Raw genomic sequence first — 20,355 nt, 5'->3', positions numbered from 1 at the left:
ATCCCCCGGCGGGTGGCTTGCGCGCACCCAAGTCGTCATTTGCCTTGATGGGTCTCAAGACGGAAGTGATGAAAGGCGGCGCTGAAACCGCGCGCCGCCTTTCGGGTCGATCAGCCCGTGGCTTAGGACGCGCCGCCCATGACGACTTCGTCCGCGACAACAGCTTGGGTTTTCGCCAGCTCAGGGTCAGCCACCAGACCGTAGTCGGCCAGCGGGCCGTCGGGGCCTGCGATCTCGTCAGCGACGAAGAACTCGGCGTATTCCTTCAGGCCGGGGATCACGCCGATGTGCGCTTTCTTGACGTAGAAGAACAGCGGACGCGACACGGGGTATTCGCCGGTCGAGATGCTTTCGGTCGAAGGTGTCACACCCGACATGGTGGCCACTTGCAGCTTGTCGGTGTTGTTTTCGTAGAAGGCCAGACCGAACACGCCAATGCCGTCCGCGTTGCTTTCGATGCGGGCCAGAGTTTCGGTATAGTCGCCGTCGATGTCGACCGACTTGCCGTCTGTGCGCAGAGCGATACAGGCTTTTTCAGCCGCTTTCTTGTCGTCGCCGTTGGCCGCTTTGAACGCTTCGAAGTCACCGGTTTCTTCGCAACCTGCGAGGATCACTTTTTCTTCGAACACTTCACGTGTGCCGTGCTTGGTGCCGGGCACAAACGCCTGGATCGGCTGGGCGGGGAACGCGGGGTTCACCTGGTCCCATGTGGTGTAGGGGTTGGCGACAACTTCACCGTCGACGACAACCTTGTCGGACAGGGCTTTGTACCAGTCAGTGGGTGTGAATTCGAATGTGTTGCCGTTGATGTCGCTTGCGAACACGATGCCATCATAGCCGATTTGAACTTCGATGATGTCGGTCACGCCGTTGGCGGCACAGGCTTCGACTTCGCTGTCCTTGATTTTGCGCGATGCGTTTGCAACGTCGATCGTGTTTTCGCCAACGCCTTCGCAGAAGCGTTTCAGGCCAGCCGACGAGCCGCCGGATTCAACAACGGGTGTCGGGAAATCAAAGTTTTCGCCAAACGCTTCGGCCACGATCGAGGCATAGGGCAGAACGGTCGACGAGCCGGCCACTTGAACCTGGTCACGGGCAGCAGCGGCGCCGGCAGCGACAGCCGCGATGGCGAAAGTGGATGTTGCGAGTTTTACAAAGGACATTACAGTCTCCTGTTTGCGTAAGTTTTAGTCATGGAGCACCCCCATTGGCGTCCTTGCCGCCGACCTAAGCCCCGGACGCTATGCTTTTGTGACAGTTGCGTAACAGTTTTATGACAACCGGCGGGAATGGGGGAAATCGGGGCGTTTTTTGTAACGAAACGGAGTTTGGTTTGGAACATTGCAGGGCCACGCCCCGATCCGTCCTCGAACCGCGTCACTTGGCGGCGATGACGGGCGGCAAGACGTGGATTGCCGTCAGACGCTGGTGTCTTTTGCAGCGTTGTCTTCTGGTGACAGCAATGGCAGTGCAACCTGCACCGTTGTCCCCTGCCCCAGCACGCTGTCGATCCGCAACCGGCCCCTGTGGCGGCTGACGATGTGCTTGACGATGGCCAGCCCCAGGCCGGTGCCGCCCAATTCGCGGCTGCGGTGATTGTCCGCACGGTAGAACCGTTCGGTCAGGCGCGGCAGGTGAATGGGGTCGATGCCGGGCCCATCGTCCACAACTTCGATCGTCGCACCGGGGCCGCGCAAGGGGCGCAGATAGTCGTGCACGACCAGCCGCAGCGTGACCTTGCCGTCCTTGCCACCATATTTGATCGCGTTCTCGATCAGGTTGCTGACCACCTGCACCAATTGGTCGCGGTCGGCAGCAACCATCACCGCATCGTCGCCCAGTTCTGCCGTCAGCGTCACGCCTGATTCTCCGGCCAGCGGTGCCATCAGCGGCATCACCGACGACAGACATTCGCGCAGGTTCACCTGTGCCGTGGGCCGCACGCGTTCGTCGCCTTCGACGCGGCTGAGCGACAGCAGGTCGCCCACCAGCCGGTTCATCCGCTCGGCCTGGTCCTGCATGATCCCCAGGAACCGCGCCTGTGCGGCCGGATCGTTGCGCGCAGGACCACGAAGCGTTTCGATAAACCCCATCAGCGCGGTCAGCGGTGTGCGCAATTCGTGGCTGACGTTGGCCACGAAATCGCGACGCATCTGGCCTGCCGCCTGAAGCTGTGTGACATCCTCGAAGGTCAGCAGAACCATCGGCGCGTCGTCATCGACCACCACCTGTGCCACGTGCACCGAAAACGTGCTGTGCTGCGATCCGTCGTTGGTCAGATAGGGCGCGGTGCGGGGCTTGCCCTGGCGCAGGCACGCCTCGACCGCGTCCAGCAAGGCAGGCTGGCGCAGCATGGTGACATAGGGGCGCCCCTCGATCCGCTGACCAATCAGATTGCGCGCGGCGGCGTTTGCGCCGACGATGACCTCTGACTGGTTCACCACCAGCCCCGGCATCGGCAGCGCCTCGAGCATGGCGCGGATCGCGTGGTCCTGGGGCATTTGCCCTAGGCCCGCACGGCGGCGGCGACAGCGCGTTCAAAGACGGCGACCAGCGCATCGGGGTCTTCCAGACCCACGGACACGCGAAAGAACCCCTCGGACATGCCAAGGGCCTCGCGCCGCTCTGCCGTCAGCGCACGGTGCGAGGACGAGGCAGGATGCGACAGCGTGGTGCCCACGTCGCCCAGGGTCGGCGCAAAGCTCAGACCTTCGGCGGCGGTGGTGAACGCATTGGCGGCGTCGCGGCCGCCGTCCAGCTCGAAGCTGACCATATTGCACCAGCGCCCTTGCAGCAGGTCGGCGGCGCGGGCGTGGTCGGGGTGGTCGGTGCGCGCAGGGTAGATCACACGCTTGACCCCGCCAAAGCCCGCCAAAGCGTCGGCCAGTTTCATCGCCGTAGACTGGCAGCGTTCAAACCGCAGCTCGAAACTGAGCATACCGCGTTCCGCCAGCCAGCAGTCAAACGGGCTGGGTGTCATGCCCGCGGTCACGGTGAACACCCGCAGCCGCGTGTTGATCGCCGCATCGCGCGCCGCGACATAGCCCAGCATCACGTCGGAATGGCCCGCCAGCAGCTTGGTCACCGAATGGATCACGATGTCGGCGCCATGTTCAAACGGCTGATAGGCGCGCGGCGTGGTGAACGTGTTGTCGACCACCAGCAGCACGCCCGCGTCCTTGGCCAACTGGGCCAGCCCCACCATATCGGCCACGCGTAGCGTCGGGTTCGACACCACCTCGACCAGGATCATCCGGGTTTCGGGGCGCAGGGCGGCGCGCACGGCGTCGACGTCACCGGGATCGGCCAATGTGGTTTCAATGCCCAGACGCGGCAGGTCTTCGGCCATCATCCGCAAAGACCGGCCATAAAGCTGGTTGCCACCGATCACGTGATCGCCGGATTTGAGCAGACCCAGCAACACCGCCGACACCGCCGCCATCCCGCTTGAGGTCACGACACCGGGGTTCGGCGCGTTCTCCATACGGTCCAGCAGGCCCGCGACCACATCGGCGTTGGGGTGCCCTTCGCGGCTGTAGGTATAGCCGTGCAGTTTGCCCTCGTACTGGCTGTCCAGCATGTCGGGGGTGTCGCTGGCATAGACCACCGAGGGCGACAAAGGCGTGACAACCGGGCGCGATGCGCTGCCGGGCAATGGGACGGGACGGATCAGCGATCCTTTTTCGTTGCGCATTTTAGCCGACCTTGGTCATGCCGTCACGGAAACGGCGCATGTTGTCTTGATAATGCAGCGCGCTGGCCTCAAGCCCCTTGATCGCTGCGGCGTCCAGTTCGCGCACCACTTTGCCGGGTGCGCCCATCACCAGTGACCCGTCGGGGATCACCTTGCCTTCGGTGATCAGCGCGCCTGCCCCGATCAGGCAGTTGTTGCCGATCTTGGCACCGTTCAGGATGGTGGCCCCCATGCCGATCAGGCTGTTGTTGCCGATGGTGCAGCCATGCAGCATGACCTTGTGACCGATGGTGCAGTTTTCGCCGATGGTCAGCGGATAGCCGCGGTCGATGTGCATCACACAGTTTTCCTGCACGTTGCTGCCGCGACCGATGCGGATTTCCTCGTGGTCGGCGCGGATGGTGACCCCGAACCAGACGCTGCTGCCCTCTTCCATCACGACCTTGCCGATCAGGTTGGCATCATGGGCAACCCATGTGTCGGGATGAATATCGGGGCGATCCGCGCCCAAGGCGAAAATGGTCATAGTTGCTCCTGAAACTCGGATTGAAGTTTGCGCACATGCTCGGTCAGGTTCGGTTGCTGACTGCGCCGCATCCGTGCGACGTCGATGATCTTTTTAAGGCTGTTTTCGGTTTCGTCCAGATCATCATTGACCAGAACGTAATCATAGCCGTCCCAATGGCTGATTTCATCCCAGCACTTTTTCATGCGCTGGTCGATGACCTCTTTGCTGTCCTGTCCGCGTGCCTCAAGCCGGCGGCGCAATTCGGTGATGCTGGGGGGCAGCAGGAACACCGACAGGGTGTGCATCCCCAGCGACGAGTTGCGAATTTGCTGCGCGCCCTGCCAGTCGATGTCAAACAGCACATCGTTGCCCTGTTCGATGGCGGCGCGCACAGGTGCGGTGGGCGAGCCGTAGAAATTGCCGAAAACGTGGGCATGTTCCAGCATCTCGTCGTTGTTCACCATGGTCTTGAATTCGTTTTCAGACACGAAGTGATAATCGAACTTGTCCACTTCGCCCACGCGCGGCGGACGTGTGGTGGCCGAGACGGAAAAGCTGATCGAGGTGTCCCAGGCGCGCAACCGTTTGGCCAGCGTGCTTTTGCCGGCACCCGAAGGCGAAGACAGAATCATCAGCAGGCCCCGGCGGTCGTTCTTGCGGCGGTCGGTTGTCATTGGCGGTTACTCCACATTCTGCACTTGTTCACGCATCTGGTCGATCAGCGCCTTCAGCGCCAGACCCACCCGTGTCAGATCGGTATTTTGTGCTTTCGAGCACAGGGTGTTGGCCTCGCGGTTGAACTCTTGCATCAGGAAATCCAGCTTGCGCCCCACCGGGCCTGCGGCGGTGATCAGATCGCGGGCGGCGGCAACATGGGCGCGCAGACGGTCGATTTCCTCGGTGATGTCCGCCTTGACCGCCAGCAGCGCCAGTTCTTGCGCGATGCGGGCCTCGTCCAGTCCGTCGGCGTTGTCCAGGATGCGGGCCAGTGCGCGGCGCAGGTTTTGTGCGACCTCGTCCTGTCGGGCTTCGGCGATTCCGGCGGCTTGGGTGGTCAGGTCTGCGACCGCGTCCAGTTGGGCGTGCAGCACCTTGGCCAGTGCTGCGCCTTCGCCTGCGCGCATCTGCACGAAATCCTGCACCAACGCGGTCACGTCGGCCACAAGCGCCGCTTTCAGCGGGCCGGTGTCCTGATCGGCGCTGGATTGTTCCAGCACACCGCGCATGACGGCAATATCAGTGGCCTTGGACGGGGCCAGCGACAGGCCAAGGTCCATCGCCTGCGCCTCGATCTCGGTCAGGGCGGCCAGCATGGCGGACAGTTGCGCATCGTTGACCTGTACGGTCACCGCCGCATCTTCGCGGGTGACGCGCACGTTCAGCGTGACATTGCCCCGCGCCACATGCGCCGCCACCTGCCCGCGCAACGCAACTTCCAGCCCGTCGACCCAGTCGGGCGCACGCACGCGGATGTCCAACCCCTTGCCGTTGACGCTGCGCAGCTCGCAGTTCCAGCGGTACGCCCCGCTTTCGCCCGCCGAGGTGGCAAAGGCGGTCATGGAGTGAAGGGCGGGGTTTGGGGCTGTTTTGCTCATGCGACTGCAATACGGCCAATGGGGTGCGGTGGGCAACCCAAACCCGCGCGTCACTGCACCGGCGGAACGCCGCGAAAAGTGAACTCGGGCGGTGGGTCGTTAACCAACTCTTAAGATTTTCGCCCGATGAACGAAGGGTTCGGTTATTAATGGTTTGGTAACGATGCGGCAGACCTGTCTGCGCACATAGGCTTAGGTGGGCACGTAATGGATTTCTTCGACCGGAACCCGCAGAATGTGGTGGCTATGACAGACTTTCAGTCAGATTCCGGCTTTTCCGCCCTGGCGCAGGTCGAGGGCTATTGGGAGGCGTTGCGCCGCACCCGGTTGATGCCGAAGCGGTCCGAGATCGACCCGCGCGGAATCGAAACCGCGCTGGAATATACTTTCATTCTGGAACGTATCGCCCCCGGCATGGCGCGCCTGCGCATTGCAGGCAGCCATCTGGGCGACCTGATGGGCATGGAAGTGCGGGGGATGCCGCTGACAGCGCTGATTTCACCGGATGGCCGGCGGCAGGTTGGCGACGCGCTGGAAGAGGTGTTCCAACGCCCGGCTGTGTGCGAATTTCATCTGAACGCGCCCGCGGGATTTGACAAGCCTGCGCTGGATGCGCGCATGATTCTGCTGCCGTTGAAAAGTGACCTGGGCGATGTCAGCCGTGCCTTGGGCTGTTTCGTCGCGCGCGGCACAATCGGGCGCAAACCGCGGCGGTTCGACATCACGTCGGTCACCACCCGCCCGATCAAAGCCCCCGCGACCACGTCGCTGCGGTCTGATGATACCGCGCCAAAGCAGACGCCGAAACGCGAAAGCGGTATGGCAGAGGATGCAAAGCCGTTTGTCAAAGGGCGGCGGTCGGGCGATGTGCCCTATCTGCGATTGATCAAGACCGACACGAAAACCGACTGACGGAACGCGGATTTCCAGATTGGAAAACCGCAAGGATTCCCCGCAGGGAACCCTTGCGGCAAAAGGTCAGCCGACGTGTTGCTGGCTGGTTTGCGTATTGCGCCGTGCGGTCAGTTCTTCGGCCACAAGGAACGCCAGTTCCAGCGACTGGCTGGCGTTCAGGCGCGGGTCGCAAGCGGTGTGGTAGCGATCTGACAGGTCTTCGTCGCTGACGGCCCGTACACCACCGGTGCATTCGGTCACGTCCTGCCCGGTCATCTCGAAATGCACGCCGCCGGGGATGGTGCCCTCGGCCTGATGCACGCCAAAGAATTCGCGCACCTCGCGCAGAACGCTTTCAAACGGACGGGTTTTGTAGCCCGACGACGACTTGATGGTGTTGCCGTGCATCGCGTCACAGGTCCACAGCACGTTCGCGCCCTCTTCCTGCACCGCCTTGATCAGACGCGGCAGGTGGTCGCCCACGCTGCCCGCGCCAAAGCGCGCGATCAGTGTCAGGCGGCCCGCTTCGTTTTCGGGGTTCAGTTTGGCCATCAGCACCTTCAGGTCGTCGGCGGAGGTCGTCGGGCCGCATTTCAGACCAATCGGGTTTTGCACGCCACGTGCGTATTCCACATGCGCGCCGTCCGGCTGACGGGTGCGGTCACCGATCCAGATCATGTGCCCCGATCCTGCCAGCCATTTGCCCGAAGTCGTATCAATCCGCGTCAGCGCCTCTTCATACTCCAGCAACAGGCTTTCGTGGCTGGTGTAGAACTCAACCGTCGAAAATTCATGCGTGGTTTTCGAGTTGATGCCAGCGGCCCCCATGAAATCAATGGTGTCCTGAATGCGGTTGGCAATCTCGGCGTATTTGGCGGCGTCTTCGCTGTCGGTAAAGCCCAGCGTCCACGAATGAACCCGGTTCATGTCGGCAAAACCACCGGTCGAAAAAGCCCGCAACAGGTTCAGCGTGCCTGCGGCCTGTGTGTAGGCTTGCAGCATTTTCGCCGGATCGGGAATGCGCGCCTCGGGCGTGAAGTCCAGCCCGTTGATGATGTCGCCGCGATAGCTGGGCAACTCGACGCCGTCGATCACCTCGGTGGGGGCACTGCGCGGCTTGGCGAACTGGCCTGCCATACGGCCGACCTTGATCACCGGCACCTTGGCGCCAAAGGTCAGCACCATTGCCATTTGCAGCATCACCTTGAAGGTGTCGCGAATCCCGTCGGCGCTGAACTGCTCAAAGGCTTCGGCGCAATCGCCGCCCTGCAACAGAAACGCCTCGCCCCGGCTGGCGGCCCCAAGATGCGCCTTGAGCCTGCGCGCCTCGCCCGCAAAGACAAGCGGCGGATACTTCGACAACTGGGCGGTAACCGCCTCGAGTGCAGCTGTGTCTGTATAGTCAGGCATCTGGATCCGGGGCTTGTTGCGCCAATCCGATTTCGACCATTCGCTCATAATGTCTCTCCGTGTTCGGGCTGTGGTACAGCCACCCTGTGCAGGGGCTTATACAAAAGCGTGCTATGACTGGCCATACGTCAAATGCGACCTCTTGACGTCGCAGTCCATGCGTGGGCAGAGTTTCCGCCATGGCCTGCAAAGGCCCGATGAATAAGATGTCTGTTCGCAGGGGTCGGGTCTTTGTCGAAACTGAATGAGAAGGACGCAACCATGTCCCAGACGCGCACTGCCGCAACACGGCCCGATCAGTCGGGCAAGCCCCAACGTTACGTTTTTGTTTTGTTGAACAATTTTACGCTGCTGTGTTTTTCGGCTGCGGTGGAAAGCCTGCGTATTGCCAACCGGATGGCGGGCCGCGATCTGTACGAATGGCGCATTATCGGTGAAGGCGGCGACACGGCGGTCTGTTCGGCGGGAACTGCGTTCAAGCTGGACGGCGATCTGGAAGAGCTGACTCGCGATGACACGGTCATGGTCTGTGGCGGCATCGACGTGCAGGACGCCACCAGCAAGCGCTTGTTGGGCTGGCTGCGTCGTGAGGCGCGCAAGGGGCTGCAAATGGGGGGGCTGTGCACCGCCGCCTATTCGCTGGCCCGCGCCGGTCTGCTGGATGGCAAAAAAGCGACGATTCACTGGGAAAATCAGGACAGCTTTGCCGAGGAATTCGAAGAGGTGAACCTGACAAAATCGGTTTTTGTCGTGGATGGTCAACGGATTACGACGGCGGGCGGTACGTCGTCGATCGACCTGATGCTGAAGCTGATTGCCGATGACCACGGCGAGGATATGGCCAATGCGGTGGCCGATCAGTTGATCTATTCGTCGATCCGCACCGATCAGGACACCCAGCGGTTGTCCGTGCCCACCCGCATCGGCGTGCGGCATCCGAAGCTGAGCCAGGTCATCCAGATCATGGAAACCAACGTCGAAGAGCCGATCAGCCCGTCGGTGCTGGCCAAGGATGTGGGCATGTCCACGCGTCAGTTGGAACGGCTGTTCCGGCGCTATCTCAGCCGCTCGCCCAAGCGGTATTATATGGAGCTGCGCCTGCAAAAGGCGCGCAACCTGCTGATGCAGACGGACATGAGCGTGATCAACGTGGCGCTGGCCTGCGGCTTTGCCTCGCCCTCGCATTTCTCGAAATGCTACCGCGCGCATTACGACACGACGCCCTACCGCGAGCGGGGGTCGCACGCGGCACGGGCGGGGCTTTAAGGGGCTGCCCCTAGATCAACGCGCCATCCGGTACAGCGTGCCGTCGGCGACCGCCAGAAACCAGATGCTGCCGTCCGGGGCCGTCTGGATGTCGCGGACGCGGGCTGTCTCGGGGGCTTTGATCTGCTCGACCTCTCGCGCCGTGTCGCCGTCGATCTGCAAGCGGCTGATATAGTTGAATTTCAGCGCACCCACGAACAGATTGCCCTGCCAGTCTGGGAACATCGCGCCGTCATAGAACATTGCCCCCGAGGGGGCGATGGACGGGTCCCAATAGTGCGCGGGTTGCTGCATACCGTCCTTTTCAGTGCCCTGACCAATTCTGGACCCGTTGTAGTTCCGGCCATAGCTGATGACAGGCCAGCCATAGTTGGCCCCCTTGGCGATCAGGTTCACCTCGTCCCCGCCCTTGGCCCCGTGTTCGCTGACCCACAGGCGGCCATCGGCATCCAGTGCTGCTCCTTGCGGGTTGCGGTGGCCGTAGGACCAGATTTCAGGCAGCGCATCCGCCTGCCCCACAAAGGGATTGTCCGCTGGCACAGACCCGTCCCGCATCACCCGCACGACCTTGCCGTTGTGCTGGTTCAGATCCTGGGACAACGCCCCCTGACCCCGCTCGCCCATTGTGACGAACAGCGTGCCATCTGCCGCTTCGACTACACGGCTGCCAAAATGCACGCCGCCGCGGTTTCCGGGCTTCATCTCGAACAGGGTTTTCACATCGCTCAGCGTCAAACCATCCGCAGACAAAGTGCCCGAGGCCAGCGCGGTGCCTGCACCGTTGTCTTGTGGCCTGGCATAGGTCAGCCAGACCGTGCGGCTGTCGGAAAAATCGCGGGGCAAGGTGATGTCCAGCAACCCGCCCTGCCCGCTTGCGGCGACATCCGGCACGCCCGACACTGTGCTGCGGGTGCCGTCGGGACCGATGTGCAAGAGCGTGCCTTGCCGTTCGGTGATCAGGATCGCGCCATCCGGCAGGAACGCAAAAGCCCAAGGCGTGTCCAGGTCAGACACCTGCGCCGAGAAGGTGATGTTCCCTGCGGACGTCTGTTGTGCATGACCTTGCGGCAACGCAACAAAGACACCAAAAATCAAGATCGCACTTAGAATCACGAGATGTCGCATTACCGCACCTTTCACCAGACAGAATAAGTTTCCCGAAAATACAGATAGGTCGAAAATCCTGGTTTTCCAAAGGTGTTGACCAAGAACAATCCCACCTGAAACATCTTTTCTTTTGAGATCGACGTGCTTAGGCTCCGCTCCAGAACGCAAAGTTCCAATAAGGGAGTTACAACATGAAAAAGTTTTTGATGGCCACAGCGGCCACCGCATTGATGACCGGCACGGCCTTTGCCGCGGGGCACGCGAAAGAGGTTAAGATCGGCGTCATCCTCGGCTTTACCGGCCCGCTGGAATCGATCACCCCCGCGATGGGTGCCGGTGCCGAACTGGCAATGGCCGAAGTGTCCGACAGCGGCGCGCTGCTGGACGGTGCCAAGGTTACCTCGATCCGCGGCGACAGCACGTGCATCGACGCCGGTGCCGCCACATCGGCGGCCGAGCGTCTGATCACATCGGACAAGGTGTCGGCCATCATGGGCGCCGACTGTTCGGGTGTGACCGGTGCGATCCTGCAAAACGCAGCGCGTCCCAACGGCATCGTGATGATTTCGCCGTCGGCCACGTCGCCCGGCCTGTCCACCGCGGAAGATGACGGCCTGTTCTTCCGCACGGCCCCGTCGGATGCGCGCCAAGGCGTGATCATGACCGAGATCCTGCAAGATCGCGGCGTCAAAGAGGTCGCGGTGACCTATACCAACAACGACTATGGCAAGGGTCTGGCGGATGCGTTCCAGGCAGCCTTTGAAGAGGCTGGCGGCACGGTCACCATCTCTACATCGCACGAAGACGGCAAGGCCGACTATTCGGCTGAAGTTGGCGCGCTGGCATCCGCTGGCGGTGAAACTCTGGTTGTTGCGGGCTATGTTGACCAAGGCGGTTCGGGCATTGTCCGTTCGTCCATCGACACCGGTGCGTTCGACACCTTCTATTTCCCGGACGGCATGGTTGGTGAAAAGCTGAACGAAAACTTCGGCGCTGAACTGAACGGCTCGTATGGCGCATACCCCGGCACCGACAGCGAAGGCGCTGCCAAGTTCGTGGAACTGGCCAAAGCGGCCGGATTTGACGGCACCGGCGCATTTGCACCCGAAAGCTATGACGCAGCGGCGCTGATCATGCTGGCGATGCAAGCGGCCGACTCGATGGACTCGGCTGATTACAAGGACAAGGTGATGGACGTCGCCAACGCACCGGGCGAGAAAATCTATCCCGGTGAGCTGGCCAAGGCGTTGGAACTGATCAAGAACGGTCAGGATGTCGACTATGAAGGCGCGTCCGCTGTTGAACTGATCGGCCCCGGTGAATCGGCTGGCAACTATCAGGAAATCGAATTCTCTGACGGCAAGTATTCGACCATCAAATACCGCTAAACCGCTTTTGAATGCACGGAACGGCCCGAAGGTATCTTCGGGCCGTTTCAAGTATGAAGCAGGCCCCGCTTAACGAGGGCCGCATACTCACAGGGGATGGAACGCCAATGATCGTCGTCGACGACATTCACAAACATTTCGGCGGATTTCACGCCGTAGACGGGGCCAGCCTGTCGATCCAGCCGGGATCAATCACCGGGCTGATTGGCCCGAATGGCGCCGGAAAAACCACTCTTTTCAATGTGATCGCGGGGGTTCTTAAGCCAACCTCTGGCCGTGTCACGATGAATGGAGAGGACATCACCGGCCTGCCGCCGCACACGCTGTTCCACAAGGGGCTGCTGCGCACGTTCCAGATCGCCCATGAATTTTCGTCGATGACCTGCCGCGAGAACCTGATGATGGTGCCGGGCAACCAGTCGGGCGAAACCCTGTGGAACACGTGGTTCGGCCGCAAACGCATCGCCGACGAGGAACGCGCCCTGCGCGCCAAGGCGGACGAGGTTCTGGAGTTTCTGACGGTGGAACATCTGGCCGATCACAAGGCAGGCCAGATCTCGGGCGGTCAGAAAAAGCTGTTGGAGCTGGGGCGCACCATGATGGTGGACGCCAAGATCGTGTTTCTGGACGAGGTTGGTGCCGGCGTGAACCGCACGCTGCTGAACACCATCGGTGACGCGATCCTGCGCCTGAACCAGGAACGCAATTACACATTCGTCGTGATCGAACACGACATGGATTTCATCGGCAAGATCTGCGACCCCGTGATCTGCATGGCCGAGGGCAAGGTTCTGGCCGAGGGCACGTTGGACGAGATCAAGGCCAACGAGCATGTGATCGAGGCCTATCTGGGCACCGGCCTGAAAAACAAAGAGCAGGTGGGCGCATGAGCAGCAATCCCTATACGGACGGGCGCGGCAACAAGGACGCGTCGATTGCCAACCCCAAGGGCACCGGCACCCTGTCGGCCCACCCCGGCACCGGTGCGGCGATGAACACGCGCAATGCGTTCCTGATCGGTGACAGCATGACGGGCGGCTATGGCAACGGCCCTGACATTCTGCACGACTGCACCGTGGCCGTGGACGCAGGCGAGATTGCCGTGATCGTCGGCCCCAATGGTGCCGGCAAATCCACCGCGATGAAGGCGGTGTTCGGGATGCTGGACGTGCGCCAAGGCTCGGTCCGGCTGGACGGCGAGGATATTACCGACCTCAGCCCGCAGGACCGCGTGGCCAAGGGCATGGGTTTCGTGCCGCAAACCTCGAACATCTTCACCTCGATGACTGTCGAGGAAAACCTGGAAATGGGCGCATTCATCCGCCGCGACGATTTCCGCGATACGATGGCGCAGGTTTATGACCTGTTCCCGATCCTCAAGGAAAAGCGCCGTCAGGCGGCGGGCGAACTGTCGGGCGGTCAACGCCAACAGGTCGCCGTGGGCCGCGCGCTGATGACGCGCCCCAAGGTGCTGATGCTGGACGAACCCACGGCGGGCGTCAGCCCCATCGTCATGGACGAACTGTTCGACCGCATCATCGAGGTCGCCCGCACGGGCATTCCGATCCTGATGGTCGAACAGAACGCGCGTCAGGCGCTGGAGATTGCCGACAAGGGCTATGTTCTGGTGCAGGGCGGCAATGCGTTCACCGGCACCGGCAAGGAATTGTTGGCCGATCCCGAAGTCCGCAAATCGTTCTTGGGGGGCTGAGGATATGTATCACGCTTCAACACCCCGCATCCACAGCCCGCTGGGCACCAACCCGACCGGAGGCTGTGCATAATGGATCTTCTCAACGCCTTTGTGGCGCTTTCCAACTTTGTCCTGATCCCTGCGATTGCCTATGGCAGCCAGCTTGCGCTGGGGGCGCTGGGGGTCACGCTGATCTACGGCATTCTGCGGTTTTCCAACTTTGCCCACGGCGATACGATGGCCTTCGGCACCATGGTGACCATCCTGTTCACGTGGCTGTTCCAAAGCTGGGGCATTTCGCTGGGGCCTGTGCCCACGGCGCTGCTGGCCCTGCCTTTTGGCATTCTGGGCTGTATGGCGCTGCTGCTGTTCACCGACCGCGTGGTGTATAAATTCTACCGCGAACAAAAGGCCAAGCCGGTGATCCTTGTGATCGTGTCGCTGGGCGTGATGTTCATCATGAACGGTCTGGTGCGCTTTATCATTGGCCCCGACGACCAACGCTTTGCCGATGGCGAACGGTTCATCGTGTCCGTGCGCACGTTCAAGGAGATGACCGGGCTTGAGGAAGGGTTGGCGATCAAGACCACCCAAGGGATCACGGTGATCACGGCCGTGATCGTGGTGATTGCCCTGTTCTGGTTCCTGAACCGCACCCGCACCGGCAAATCCATGCGCGCCTATTCCGACAACGAGGATCTGGCGCTGCTGTCGGGGATCAACCCCGAACGTGTGGTGATGATCACATGGCTGATCGTGGCCGCATTGGCCACGGTGGCGGGTGTTCTGTATGGGCTGGACAAGTCGTTCAAACCCTTCACCTATTTCCAACTGCTGCTGCCGATCTTTGCCAGCGCCATCGTTGGCGGTCTGGGCAGTCCGGTTGGGGCCATCGCCGGCGGGTTCACCATCGCCTTTTCCGAGGTCATGGTGACCTATGCGTGGAAAAAGGTGGCAGGCTATGCCCTGCCCGAAAGCCTGGCCCCCGACGGGTTGGCCCAGCTTCTGAGCACCGACTATAAATTCGCCGTCAGCTTTGTGATCTTGCTGATCGTGTTGTTGTTCCGGCCCACCGGACTGTTCGCGGGGAAATCGGTATGAACGAGACAGTTAAAAACACCGCGCTGTTCGCGCTGGTTGCCGTGTTGATTATCGGCACGGGATTTCTGCAAAGCTGGAACTCGGCGTTGTTTATCCTGAACTTTGGTCTGATCAGCGCGATCATGGCTTTGGGCGTCAACCTGCAATGGGGGTTCGCGGGGCTGTTTAACGTGGGCATCATGGGCTTTGTCGCCTTGGGCGGTCTGGCCACGGTTCTGGTGTCCATGCCCCCCACCCCCGAGGCCTGGGCCGCAGGCGGTGGCGGTGTGATCGTGGCGCTGCTGATGGGGGCCGCGACGATTGTGGTGACCGCATTGGTGATCAAACGGATGCCCGCAGGCTGGCTGCGCACGGTTGTGGTTCTGGCCCTGCTGATTGGCGGGTTCTTTGTGTACCGCGCGCTGTTTGACCCGTCGGTCGCACGGATCGAAGCGATTGATCCTGCATCGACCGGCTATCTGGGCGGCCTGAACCCCGGCGGCGCGGCTTGGGGCTGGATGACCTTGGTGGCGTGGCCTGTTGGCGGTTTGCTGGCGGCTGGTGTCGCCTGGGTCATCGGCAAGACCGCCCTTGGACTGCGCAGCGACTATCTGGCCATCGCCACGCTGGGCATCGCCGAGATCATCATTGCCGTGATGAAAAACGAGGACTGGCTGAGCCGTGGCGTGAAGAACGTGATCGGCCTGCCCCGGCCTGCCCCCTACGAGATCGAGCTGCAAAGCGATCCGGCGTTTCTGGAACGGGCTGCAAGTCTGGGGATGGACCCCGTCACCGCTTCCACGATCTGGGTCAAGCTGGTCTATGCGGGTCTGTTCGCAGTGGTTCTGGTGATCCTGTTCGTGCTGGCACAGCGCGCGCTGCACAGCCCGTGGGGCCGTATGATGCGCGCCATCCGCGACAACGAAAACGCCTCCGAAGCCATGGGCAAGGACGTGACCGCGCGGCATTTGCAGGTGTTCATACTGGGCAGTGCGATCTGCGGGATTGCCGGTGCGATGATGACAACGCTGGACGGGCAGTTGACACCGGGCACCTACCAGCCGCTGCGCTTTACCTTTCTGATCTGGGTGATGGTGATTGTCGGCGGGTCAGGCAACAATCTGGGCGCTGTGCTGGGGGGCTTTCTGATCTGGTTCCTGTGGGTTCAGGTTGAACCGATGGGGCTGTTGCTGATGCAACTGATCACATCAGGGATGGCGGAGGGATCGCCGCTGAAGGTGCACCTGATCGAAAGTGCCGCGCATATGCGGTTGCTGACGATGGGGCTGGTGCTGTTGCTGGTGCTGCGGTTCAGCCCGCGCGGGTTGATCCCCGAGCGGTGAGACTGCGCATCCATTGAAATGAAAAAAGGCCCGTGCATCCCGCGCGGGCCTTTTTGGTTTCAAACGGAACGCAAGGGCCACATCATAGCTGGCAAGGCTGTCAACGTCCCTTGAACAACCCGCCCAGGATGCCGCGCACGATGCGGCGGCCTGTGGTGCCGGTCAGTTCCTTCACCACCATCTTGGTCATCTGATCGCCAAAGCTGGTGCTGCTGCGCGTCGCGCGCGAGGTGGACCGGGTCACCCGCGTGCCGGAATAGCGGCGCCCTGCGTTGAAATCGCGCGCGGCGGGTTCTTCTGCGGCTTCGGCTTGTTCTTCCGCCTTGGCCGCTTCGGCGGCTGCCTTGGCCGCACGGTCCCTGAGAATTTCAAAAGCCGATGTGCGGTCCAGCAGCGTGTCATATTTCCCCGCCATGGGCGATGCGGCCATGACCCCTGCCCGTTCGTCCGGCGTGATCGGCCCCAGTTGTGACGACGGCGGACGGATCAGGGTGCGTTCGACAATCCCCGGCACGCCCTTTTTCTGCAACATCGAGGTTACGGCTTCGCCCACGCCGACCTCGCGGATCGCCGTTTCGGTGTCAAAGGCGGGGTTTTCGCGGTAGGTTTCCGCCGCCATGCGCAGTTCCTTGCGGTCCTTGGCGGTAAAGGCGCGCAGGGCGTGCTGAACCCGGTTGCCAAGCTGGCCAAGGATGTCTTCGGGCACATCCGCCGGGTTCTGGGTGATAAAATAGACCCCCACGCCCTTGGACCGGATCAGCCGCGCGACCTGTTCAACCTTGTTGATCAGTGCCTTGGGGGCGTCATCGAACAACAGGTGCGCCTCGTCAAAGAAGAACACCAGCTTGGGTTTGTCGGGGTCGCCGACTTCGGGCAGTTCCTCGAACAGCTCGCTCAGCAGCCACAGCAGGAACGTCGCATAAAGCTTGGGCGAGGCCATCAGTTGATCCGCCGCCAGTATGTTGACCATGCCCCGCCCGTCCGCATCACAGCGCATCAGATCGGACAGCGCCAGGGCCGGTTCGCCAAACAGCTTGGCGCCGCCCTGGTTTTCCAACACCAGCAACCGGCGCTGGATTGCGCCCACTGACGCGGTTGACACGTTGCCATAGCGCAGCGACAGATCCTTGGCGTTCTCGCCGATCCAGACCAGCAGTGCCTGCAAATCCTTCAGATCCAGCAGCGGCAGCCCTTCTTCGTCGGCCAGACGGAAGGCGATGTTCAAAATCCCCTCTTGCGCCTCGCTGAGCTCCAGAAGCTGCGTCAACAGCAGCGGTCCCATTTCAGACACTGTGGTGCGTACGGGATGGCCCTGTTGGCCGAACATATCCCAGAACGTGACCGGAAACGCCGTATAGGAATAATCGGTAAAGCCGATCTTGGCTGCGCGTTCGGTAAAGGGCACGTGCAGCTTCGCCGTTGTGCTGCCCGCCTTGGCCAGACCGGACAAATCCCCTTTGACGTCGGCCATGAACACCGGAACACCAGCGGCAGAGAACCCTTCGGCCAGAATTTGCAGTGTCACCGTCTTGCCGGTGCCGGTGGCCCCCGCAATCAACCCGTGCCGGTTGGCATATTTCAGGCTCAGCCCCTGCTGAACGCCATACTCTGGCCCGCCACCCCCTACAAATACTGCGTCTTCCATCTGTCCGTCCTGTTCCGATGCGGTCTTGCGTCGGGCAAAACCTGTTGTGCCGACCATACAAACTTAACCTTTTAGGGCCATAGTCATTTTCATTCCGCACCGACTTGTCCTTCTGGTGTGGAATACTTCCTCCCTGTCAGACTGGCCGCGCCCTCGGGTGCGGCCTTTTTTGCTGAAATACAGGGCGGTTTTTGGCCCAGCACGGAAAATTTCCTTGTGCTTTTCGGATATTGCGGTCGCAATCGGATTTTCGGTTGACCGCTTCGGTATCATTGCCTAGTCTCCGATCAAAATAAGTCGGCCAGTCCGACGGGGAGACATCATTTGAAAAGAGGGTCCTTGCGGGTCCTCTTTTCTATTTGTGCGGGCAGGCTGTGAAAAACGGCGGGAATTTGCCTGAAACCACCACATTTCAATGCGCTGGCCCCTGACAGGGCTGCATGTGCGTGCTACGTGAATCGCAACGCAATCAAGTCTGGAAGTTAAGATGTCATATTCGATCAAAACACTGATGCTGACAGCCGCGCTGGCAATGACCGCGCCGGTGGCTGTTCTGGCCCAAGACACGTCAACAACGCCCGAGACAACAGCAACCGATGGCGACGCGACAGGCACGCCCAAGGTCGAAACACAATCCGGCACCGCGTCCGAGATTGAATCGCAACTGAGCTTGGGCGCTGATGCCGACGCCGACCCCGAACTGGGCAAACCTTATACTGCCGAAACCGTGGGTGCGTTTGAAATGCGCTGCATCAAGACCGAAGAAGAAAATGACCCCTGCCAGATGTATCAGCTTCTGGATGACGGTCAGGGCGCGCCGGTTGCCGAATTCTCGCTGTTCCGTCTGCCAGAGGGTGGCAAGGCTGTCGCCGGTGCAACAATCGTCGTGCCGCTGGAAACCTCGTTGCCCGCACAGATCAGGCTGGCGGTCGATGGCGGCAAGGCCCGCGCCTATCCTTACGCGTTCTGCAACCCCGTTGGCTGCTATGCCCGCATCGGTCTGGTGGCCGAGGATGTCGCCGCGTTCAAGCGCGGTGCCAAGGCTACGATCACAATCGTCCCTGCCCTTGCACCTGATCAAAAGGTTGAACTGTCGATGTCGCTGGACGGGTTTACTGCAAGCTTCGACAAATCGTCGGTGATTGAACAATAATCCAAACCGCAGTGGTATGAAAAAGGCCGCGTTCCCGATGGGGCGCGGCCTTTTGCTTTGGGCATCGGTGAAGGCTACGCGAATTTGCGCATGGCCAGCACAGCATTCATGCCACCAAAGGCAAAGGCGTTGGACAACACCACATCAACAGATGCATCGCGGGCCTCGTTCGGGACCACGTCCAGCGCACATTCGGGATCGGGTTCTTCATAGCCGATGGTGGGCGCAATGACCCCGTCGCGCAGCGCCATGATGCAGGCCAACAGCTCGACCGCACCTGTGCCGCCGATCAGGTGGCCGTGCATCGATTTGGTCGAGGAAATCATCAGCTTGTCGGCGTGTTGACCGAACACATCCGCCACGGCGGCGCATTCGGTCTTGTCGTTGGCCGCTGTTCCGGTGCCGTGGGCGTTGATGTAGCCCACTTCGCTTGCGTTCAGCCTGGCATCGGCCAGCGCACCCGCCATGGCCCGCGCCGCCCCGTTCTTGGATGGCATGACGATGTCGCTGGCGTCCGAGGACATGGCAAAGCCTGCCACCTCGCACAGGATGTCGGCGCCGCGTTTGCGCGCGTGTTCCAGTTCTTCGAACACGAACACCCCTGCGCCCTCGCCCTGCACCATGCCGTTGCGGTTGGCCGAAAACGGGCGGCACGCATCGCGTGACATCACCCGCAATCCTTCCCACGCCTTTACCCCGCCAAAGCACAGCATGGATTCTGATCCGCCCGTGACCATCGCAGGCGCCATACCGGTGCGCACCATCTGGAACGCCTGCGCCATCGCGTGATTGGACGACGCACAGGCCGTCGACACGGTGAACGACGGCCCCTTGAGATTATATTCAATGCTGACGTGGCTGGCGGCGGCGTTGTTCATCAGCTTGGGCACCACAAAGGGGTGCACGCGGTTCTTGCCCTCTTCGTAGACGCTGCGATAATTCGCATCCCAGGTGCTGACGCCGCCACCCGCCGTGCCCAGCACCACGCCGGATTTTGCCGACAGTTCGCCGCTGAAGGTCAGACCGGACTGGGTGATCGCCTCGTTCGCGGCGGCCAGCGTAAACTGCGTGAACCGGTCATACAGGCTCATCTGTTGGCGGTTGTACAGCCCCTCGGCCTCGAACCCGCGGACTTGCCCGCCGATGCGGATGGCCAGCCGGTCCACGTCCTGAAATTCAAGCTCGCCAATGCCACAGCGCCCTTCGCGCATGGCCGCAAGCGTGTCGGCCACGTTGTGCCCCAGCGCGTTCACGGTGCCTGCGCCCGTGATGACAACCCGTTTCATACGGTGTCCTTTTGCTCCGCCATCAGCTTTTCTATGCCTGCGACAATCGACGCGACGGTCGAAATGTCGAAATCGCTTTCGCTGGGATCGTTGGCGTTGAAGGGTACGGAAATGTCGAATTCTTCCTCGATGGCAAAGATGCTTTCGACCAGCCCCAGGCTGTCGATGCCAAGGCTTTCCAGCGTGCTGTCCATCGTCACATCGGACGGCTCCAGCACAGCCTGTTCAGCGATAATTGCGATAACCTTGTCCTTGACGCTCATATGGTCGTCCCCCACTTGGTCCACGGTTCG

The 20,355-nt window shown here is 61.3% G+C and carries 19 protein-coding genes; 8 read left to right on the top strand and 11 right to left on the bottom strand.

Going from position 1 to position 20,355, the window contains the following annotated elements; genetic code table 11:
- Nucleotides 1–122 precede the first annotated feature (122 nt).
- The 6 genes from AAC077_RS03660 to AAC077_RS03635 form a co-directional block, all read right to left on the bottom strand.
- Nucleotides 123–1,163, bottom strand: a complete 1,041-nt coding sequence (locus AAC077_RS03660) for a substrate-binding domain-containing protein (RefSeq protein WP_339766627.1) — start codon at nt 1,161–1,163, stop codon at nt 123–125.
- A gap of 255 nt (nt 1,164–1,418) precedes the next feature.
- Nucleotides 1,419–2,501, bottom strand: coding sequence for an ATP-binding protein (locus tag AAC077_RS03655; RefSeq protein WP_339766625.1), 1,083 nt, complete (start codon nt 2,499–2,501; stop codon nt 1,419–1,421).
- Between the two features lie 5 nt (nt 2,502–2,506).
- Nucleotides 2,507–3,694 carry an aminotransferase class I/II-fold pyridoxal phosphate-dependent enzyme gene (locus AAC077_RS03650; RefSeq protein WP_339766623.1) on the bottom strand — a complete coding sequence of 396 codons (1,188 nt, stop codon included), beginning with the start codon at nt 3,692–3,694 and terminating at the stop codon, nt 2,507–2,509.
- Between the two features lies 1 nt (nt 3,695).
- Complete coding sequence (locus tag AAC077_RS03645; protein ID WP_339766621.1) at nt 3,696–4,220, bottom strand: gamma carbonic anhydrase family protein; 525 nt, start codon at nt 4,218–4,220, stop codon at nt 3,696–3,698.
- Nucleotides 4,217–4,876, bottom strand: a complete 660-nt coding sequence (gene gmk, locus AAC077_RS03640; protein WP_339766619.1) for a guanylate kinase — start codon at nt 4,874–4,876, stop codon at nt 4,217–4,219. The genes AAC077_RS03645 and gmk overlap by 4 nt, the downstream gene beginning before the upstream one ends.
- A 6-nt stretch (nt 4,877–4,882) precedes the next feature.
- The gene (locus AAC077_RS03635) at nt 4,883–5,797 is read right to left on the bottom strand and encodes a YicC/YloC family endoribonuclease (RefSeq protein WP_339766617.1); all 915 of its coding nucleotides are present in this window, start codon (nt 5,795–5,797) and stop codon (nt 4,883–4,885) included.
- A gap of 246 nt (nt 5,798–6,043) precedes the next feature.
- Between AAC077_RS03635 and AAC077_RS03630 the strand changes: the two genes are divergently transcribed.
- Nucleotides 6,044–6,709: a PAS domain-containing protein gene (locus AAC077_RS03630; protein WP_339766615.1), complete on the top strand. Its 666-nt coding sequence runs from the start codon at nt 6,044–6,046 to the stop codon at nt 6,707–6,709.
- A 66-nt stretch (nt 6,710–6,775) separates the two neighbouring features.
- On the opposite strand, the gene AAC077_RS03625 is transcribed toward AAC077_RS03630, so the two are convergent.
- Nucleotides 6,776–8,149 (bottom strand): 3-deoxy-7-phosphoheptulonate synthase class II, encoded by a 1,374-nt coding sequence (locus AAC077_RS03625; protein ID WP_339766613.1) that lies wholly within the window; start codon nt 8,147–8,149, stop codon nt 6,776–6,778.
- Nucleotides 8,150–8,362: 213 nt separating this feature from the next.
- On the opposite strand from AAC077_RS03625, the gene AAC077_RS03620 reads away from it, so the two are divergent.
- Nucleotides 8,363–9,367 (top strand): GlxA family transcriptional regulator, encoded by a 1,005-nt coding sequence (locus tag AAC077_RS03620; RefSeq protein ID WP_339766611.1) that lies wholly within the window; start codon nt 8,363–8,365, stop codon nt 9,365–9,367.
- 15 nt (nt 9,368–9,382) lie between these two features.
- On the opposite strand, the gene AAC077_RS03615 is transcribed toward AAC077_RS03620, so the two are convergent.
- Nucleotides 9,383–10,492 (bottom strand): PQQ-dependent sugar dehydrogenase, encoded by a 1,110-nt coding sequence (locus tag AAC077_RS03615; RefSeq protein WP_339766609.1) that lies wholly within the window; start codon nt 10,490–10,492, stop codon nt 9,383–9,385.
- Between the two features lie 173 nt (nt 10,493–10,665).
- Here AAC077_RS03615 and AAC077_RS03610 point away from each other — a divergent pair, with 173 nt between their 5' ends.
- From AAC077_RS03610 to AAC077_RS03590, 5 genes are all read left to right on the top strand, one after another.
- Nucleotides 10,666–11,862 carry an ABC transporter substrate-binding protein gene (locus AAC077_RS03610; protein ID WP_339766607.1) on the top strand — a complete coding sequence of 399 codons (1,197 nt, stop codon included), beginning with the start codon at nt 10,666–10,668 and terminating at the stop codon, nt 11,860–11,862.
- Between the two features lie 107 nt (nt 11,863–11,969).
- Entirely contained in the window at nt 11,970–12,752 is a 783-nt protein-coding gene (locus AAC077_RS03605) for an ABC transporter ATP-binding protein (RefSeq protein WP_114295377.1), read from the top strand.
- Nucleotides 12,749–13,573 carry an ABC transporter ATP-binding protein gene (locus tag AAC077_RS03600; RefSeq protein ID WP_339766602.1) on the top strand — a complete coding sequence of 275 codons (825 nt, stop codon included), beginning with the start codon at nt 12,749–12,751 and terminating at the stop codon, nt 13,571–13,573. Before AAC077_RS03605 ends, AAC077_RS03600 begins: the two co-directional genes overlap by 4 nt.
- A 72-nt stretch (nt 13,574–13,645) precedes the next feature.
- The gene (locus tag AAC077_RS03595; protein WP_339766600.1) at nt 13,646–14,656 is read left to right on the top strand and encodes a branched-chain amino acid ABC transporter permease; all 1,011 of its coding nucleotides are present in this window, start codon (nt 13,646–13,648) and stop codon (nt 14,654–14,656) included.
- Entirely contained in the window at nt 14,653–15,978 is a 1,326-nt protein-coding gene (locus AAC077_RS03590) for a branched-chain amino acid ABC transporter permease (RefSeq protein WP_339766598.1), read from the top strand. Before AAC077_RS03595 ends, AAC077_RS03590 begins: the two co-directional genes overlap by 4 nt.
- 100 nt (nt 15,979–16,078) lie before the next feature.
- Here the strand turns inward: AAC077_RS03590 and AAC077_RS03585 are convergent, their stop codons facing one another.
- On the bottom strand, nt 16,079–17,623 hold the full coding sequence (locus AAC077_RS03585; RefSeq protein WP_339767937.1) for a helicase HerA-like domain-containing protein: 1,545 nt from the start codon (nt 17,621–17,623) through the stop codon (nt 16,079–16,081).
- Nucleotides 17,624–18,110: 487 nt separating this feature from the next.
- Between AAC077_RS03585 and AAC077_RS03580 the strand changes: the two genes are divergently transcribed.
- Nucleotides 18,111–18,776: an invasion associated locus B family protein gene (locus tag AAC077_RS03580; RefSeq protein ID WP_339766596.1), complete on the top strand. Its 666-nt coding sequence runs from the start codon at nt 18,111–18,113 to the stop codon at nt 18,774–18,776.
- 74 nt (nt 18,777–18,850) lie between these two features.
- Here the strand turns inward: AAC077_RS03580 and AAC077_RS03575 are convergent, their stop codons facing one another.
- Both AAC077_RS03575 and AAC077_RS03570 read right to left on the bottom strand, forming a co-directional pair.
- Nucleotides 18,851–20,062, bottom strand: a complete 1,212-nt coding sequence (locus tag AAC077_RS03575) for a beta-ketoacyl-[acyl-carrier-protein] synthase family protein (protein ID WP_339766583.1) — start codon at nt 20,060–20,062, stop codon at nt 18,851–18,853.
- Nucleotides 20,059–20,325, bottom strand: coding sequence for a phosphopantetheine-binding protein (locus tag AAC077_RS03570; protein WP_028956591.1), 267 nt, complete (start codon nt 20,323–20,325; stop codon nt 20,059–20,061). The genes AAC077_RS03575 and AAC077_RS03570 overlap by 4 nt, the downstream gene beginning before the upstream one ends.
- Nucleotides 20,326–20,355: the final 30 nt, after the last annotated feature.

Source organism: uncultured Pseudosulfitobacter sp., from assembly GCF_963976325.1.
Lineage (GTDB): Bacteria > Pseudomonadota > Alphaproteobacteria > Rhodobacterales > Rhodobacteraceae > Pseudosulfitobacter.
Note: the sequence above shows the minus strand (reverse complement) of the source record. Positions and strands in the feature narration are given on the sequence as shown.